The organism is Aeromicrobium sp. (genome assembly GCF_036676885.1).
Taxonomy (GTDB): Bacteria; Actinomycetota; Actinomycetes; order Propionibacteriales; family Nocardioidaceae; genus Aeromicrobium.
Genome location: NZ_JAKFCB010000036.1, coordinates 1 through 4,786 on the forward strand (window position 1 = coordinate 1; position 4,786 = coordinate 4,786).

General features: G+C 69.2%; 4 protein-coding genes and 1 pseudogene. 2 read left to right on the forward strand and 3 right to left on the reverse strand.

Annotation, left to right across the window (positions count from 1 at the left end; genetic code table 11):
• The first annotated feature begins 31 nt into the window (after positions 1-31).
• Positions 32-1,624, forward strand: a complete 1,593-nt coding sequence (locus V6M46_RS01970; protein WP_332662055.1) for a sensor histidine kinase — start codon at positions 32-34, stop codon at positions 1,622-1,624.
• Entirely contained in the window at positions 1,621-2,292 is a 672-nt protein-coding gene (locus V6M46_RS01975) for a response regulator (protein ID WP_332662056.1), read from the forward strand. The genes V6M46_RS01970 and V6M46_RS01975 overlap by 4 nt, the downstream gene beginning before the upstream one ends.
• Positions 2,293-2,311: 19 nt before the next feature.
• Here V6M46_RS01975 and V6M46_RS01980 read toward each other — a convergent pair whose 3' ends face one another.
• From V6M46_RS01980 to V6M46_RS01990, 3 genes and pseudogenes are all read right to left on the reverse strand, one after another.
• On the reverse strand, positions 2,312-3,754 hold the full coding sequence (locus V6M46_RS01980; RefSeq protein WP_332662057.1) for a DHA2 family efflux MFS transporter permease subunit: 1,443 nt from the start codon (positions 3,752-3,754) through the stop codon (positions 2,312-2,314).
• A 114-nt stretch (positions 3,755-3,868) separates the two neighbouring features.
• Entirely contained in the window at positions 3,869-4,429 is a 561-nt protein-coding gene (locus V6M46_RS01985) for a DNA-3-methyladenine glycosylase (RefSeq protein WP_332662058.1), read from the reverse strand.
• A pseudogene (locus V6M46_RS01990) lies at positions 4,426-4,786 on the reverse strand (class I SAM-dependent methyltransferase); the annotation flags it as partial. The gene V6M46_RS01985 and the pseudogene V6M46_RS01990, both read right to left, overlap by 4 nt.

Here is a 4,786-nt window from a genome sequence, read left to right on the forward strand (position 1 = left end):
ACTATTGCGGAACCAAAGGAGGTTGTGTTCTTTGTGGTCACCGCGCCGGCATCGGCTGACACTCGCCGGGCAGTTCCTCGCCCTGCAGCTGGTCGTTGTCGCCCTCGTCCTCGCGATCGTGGCTGCGATCTCGGTTCGCCAGTCGACCATGACGTTCGCCAGCGAGCGCGGGTCGCAGATGCGCTCGGTCGCGGAGTACCTCGCGAACATCTCGGTCGTACGCTCCGAGATCGACAGCCCCACACCGGCCAGCGCCCTGGCGCCGTCGATCAGCCGGGCGCTCAGCCTCTCGGGTGCGACCGAGGTGACGATCGCCGATCCCGACGGTGTCGTGCTGTCCTCGTCGGATCCTCGCCTGGTGGGCTCGCGGATCGACCTCGGTGACAGTCGCGTACGCGAAGGGCGTGGGTGGGTCGGCGACGTCGACGACAAGGGCCACGACGCCGTGGCGGGGCACGCACCCATCCTCAACGACGACGGCGAGCTCGTCGGGCTCTCGATCGCCCAACAGCGCTATCCGTCGACCTGGGATCGCCTCACGAACGCCGCGCCCGACCTGGCACTGTTCCTCGGCGTCGGCGCGCTGCTCGGAATCGCCGGATCCCTGCTCCTGGCCAGGCTCATCAAGCGGCGCACGCGCGGCCTCGAGCCGCATGAGATCGCCACGCTCGCGGACCACCGCGAGGCCCTCCTGCACAGCATCCGCGAGGGGGTCATCGCGGTCGGCACCGACGGCAAGGTGACGATGGTCAACGACAGCGCACGGGCCCTGCTGAACCTCGGTCCCGACGTCGTCGGCCGGCCGGTCACGGACCTCGATCTCGACCCGCAGGTCTCCCAGCTGCTGACCGCCGGGAGCGGAAGCCAGGACGCCGTGGTCCTCGTCGGCGAGCGGGTGCTGGTGTTCAACCAACGCTCGGCGTCGAGCCACGGCGAGGGCATCGGTACCGTCACGACCATGCGCGACCGGACCGAGCTCGTCTCGATGCAGAGCCAGCTCAGCTCGAACCTGTCGATCACCGACACCCTCCGCGCCCAGACCCACGAGTTCGCCAACCAGCTGCACACGATCTCGGGACTCGTACAGCTCCAGGAGTATGACGAGGTGACCGCGTTGGTGGGCACCTTGACGCGTCGTCGCGCCGAGATCACCGACGAGGTCACCAGTCGCATCGCCGACCCCGCGGTTGCGGCGCTGCTGATCGCCAAGTCCAGCGTCGCGGCCGAGGCCGGCGTGTCCCTGACGCTGAGCCCGGAGGCCCTGCTGCCCGAGCTGACTGCCGCGGAGTCGGCGGACCTCACCACGGTCGTCGGCAACCTCGTGGACAACGCGATCGACGCTTGCCGGTCCGAGCCGGTTCCCGAAGTCGTCGTCGACATGCGCGTCGATGGGGGCCGTCTCGTGCTCGAGGTCCACGACAACGGGCCGGGCATACCCGGGGAGATGCGCGACGCGATCTTCGTCCGGGGCTTCTCGACCAAGCCCGATGTGCTGGGCGGTCGGGGTATCGGCCTGCCGCTCGTGCAGCTGATCTGCACGCAGCGTGGGGGCCGCGTCACGGTCGAGCAGGAGCACGGCACGACGTTCCGGGTCGAGCTCCCGCTGAGCGGAGGCGCCTCGTGATCGGGGTGCTCGTGGTCGACGACGACTTCATGGTCGCCGGAATCCATGCCCGGTTCGTCGAGAAGACGGCGGGGTTCACCGTCGTCGGCGTCGCCCGCAACGGTGAGGAGGCACTGCGGCTCGTCGACGAGCTGAGCCCCGAGCTGATCCTGCTCGACGTGCACCTGCCCGACATGAGTGGCCTCGACGTCCTGCAGACGCTGCGCGCGTCGGGCAATGTCGCGGGCGTCGTGATGGTCACGGCCGACCGGGACGCAGATGTCGTACGCACTGCGCTGCACGGCGGCGCGATGCAGTACCTGGTCAAGCCGTTCGAGTATCCCGACCTCGCGGCCCGGCTCATGCGCGTACGCGACACGCTGGCCCTGCTGGAGAAGGGCGAGGCCGACCAGGAGTCGATCGATCGCGTGTTCGGCACGGCACAGCCTGCGGACCTGCCGCTGCCGAAGGGACTCAGCCACGAGACGGCCAACCTGGTCGGCAGCGCCCTGCAGGAGGCCGGAGAGCTGTCCGCGACCGAGTGCGGTGAGCGGGTCGGCGTCTCACGAGTCAGTGCACGCCGCTACCTCGAGTACTTCGTCGACGAGGGCCGTGCTGTCGTACGCCTCAACTACGGCAACGCCGGACGGCCTGAGCGCCGCTACCGGTGGTCGACCGACCAGCGGTAGCGGCGCTCAGGCGTTGCGGCTAGGCCGCGGCCGGCTCCAGAGCATCTGGATCCGACATGTCGGCCATGGGCTTGGGCCGGAGGAACACACCACCGACGATCGCGGCCAGCAGGGCCGCGATGGCGCCGGCGGCGAACGCCATCTGCAGTCCGCCGTTGAGTGCCTCGACCTTCGACGCGCCGCCGGCGAGCAGGCTCTCGTTGCGGGCCGTGGAGATGCTGACCAGCACCGCCAGGCCGAGTGCGCCGCCCATCATGAACGACGTGTTGACGACACCGGAGGCGAGTCCTGCCTCGTGCGGCTCCACGTCGCCCATCGCGGCGAGCAGGACGGGGTTGAAGGCGATGCCCGCGCCGGCTCCGAGCAGGATCATCGACGGCAGTACGTCGAGCACGAAGCTGCCGTCCACGGGTGCCCGCGAGAACAGGCCCAGGCTGGCCGCGGCCATCAACAGGCCCACCGTGAGCGGCGGCCGGATGCCGAAACGCATGACCAGCTTGTCGGAGACCCGGAGCGAGCAGTAGGCCATCACGACGCTGGTCGGGATGAACGCCAGGCCGACGTCGAGCGCGTCGTAGTGCAGCACCTTCTGGAGGTAGATCGCGGCGAGGAAGAACCAGGCGAACATCGCCGCGGCCCAGAGCACGCCGACGACCTGCGAGACCGACACGTTGCGGAGTGCGAAGAGCCGCAGCGGCACCAGTGGGTTGGCGATCTTGGCCTCGCGGACGATGAAGGCGACCATCAGCGCGAGTCCACCGCCGAGCATGACCAGCGTCCGGGCCGAGGTCCAGCCGGCCTCGTTGCCGCCGACGATCGCGTAGACGCTCAGCATCAGCGCCGCGGTCACCATCACCGCGCCGGCGATGTCGAGGCGGGACTTCTCGACCACGACGTCGTCTGCGGGCAGCACGCGCCGCGCGGCGATCCACACGGCGATGCCGATGGGCACGTTGACCAGGAAGATCCAGTTCCAGGAAAACAGCCCGGTCAGGACTCCACCGAGGAGGACGCCGACGGCGCCGCCGCCCGACATGACGAAGCCGAAGACTCCCATGGCCTTGGCGCGTTCGCCGGGCTCGGTGAACAAGCCCATGATCAGCGCCAGCGCAACCGCCGAGACGGCGGCTCCGCCGAGGCCCTGGATCGCGCGGCCCACGACGAGCAGCTCCGCCGACGGAGCGAGCCCGCAGCCGATCGATGCGACCGTGAACGCCACGATGCCGCTCAGGAAGACCCGCTTGTTGCCGAGCAGGTCGCCGAAGCGTCCCGAGAGAAGGAGGAATCCGCCGAAGGTCAGCAGGTAGGCGTTGACGACCCAGGCGAGCGCCGCTTGGGAGAAGCCGAGGTCGGTCTGGATGGACGGGAGGGCGACGTTGACGATGCTCGAGTCGAGCACGATCATCAGGTCGCCGAGGCAGAGTACGTAGAGGGCGAGCCAGCGGCTCTTCAGGTCAGGCATGGGGATGTCTCCTCGGTCGTGGTGGGTGCTTCCACCAACTCCACGAACGCTAGACACCGGATACGACAGTTTCGCGGAAGATAGTTTCAGAATATTCGCGTTGGTGACGAGTTGTCACGCCCGAGGGCTACGGCGGTATGCGGAGACCGTCGGGTCGCCGGTGATCCAGAAGCGCCACAGCACGTCAGCGGCCTTGGACACACCGACGCGCGGGCCTGAGCTGATGTCGGGCGTCGTCGCCGGCGGCTCCCCCAGGCGTACGCCGTCGGAGCCCAGCAGGTCGGTGCCGAGGTCGTCGAGCGACAGGCCCAGTGCCCTCGCGAGGTTGCCGGGGCCACGGGCGAGCGCTACGTCCTTGACGGCAGGCCGTCGCATGCGTGCCGTCTCGATGCCGCCGACGACCTGTCCGGCCCGGACCAGGACGGCTGAGGCCTCCTCGGTCGGCCCGGTGACGACGTTGGCGCAAAAATGCATGCCGTACGACCGGTAGACGTACAGCCGCCACGGAGCGCCGTACATGATCTCGGATCGCGCCGTCCTGGTGTACGCATGAGACGCCGGGTCGTTGATCCCGCCGTACGCCTCGACCTCCGTGATGCGCACCGCGACCCCATGCCCGTGCAGCACGCGGCCGAGCAGCCCACGCGCGTTCGAGACGACTGCGCTCCCGGTCACACCGTCAGGGTGGCGATCGCCCGGTCGAGGGCGGCGCGGTTGCCGGTCTTGTTGCGGAGTCCGACGAGCTGGTCCCACACCGGGGCGGCCATCAGCGTCACCGGGTCGACCGCGTGGATGCGACTGAGGGTCTCCTCGGGGACGACCTGCGGGTCGGGAGCGAGGCACAGTGCGAGCGCGGCGTCGTAGTTGTCGTCAAGCACTCGCGACGCCGGGTCGAGGCCGAGGACGACAGCCGTTCCGGTCGGCGAGGTGTTGACCGGGATGATCGTGAGATCGGGCCGGTAGGTGCGGAGGATGTCGGCGATCTTGAAGACGTCGCCGGCCCATCCGGCCGTACGACGGTTGCGCGCGGCC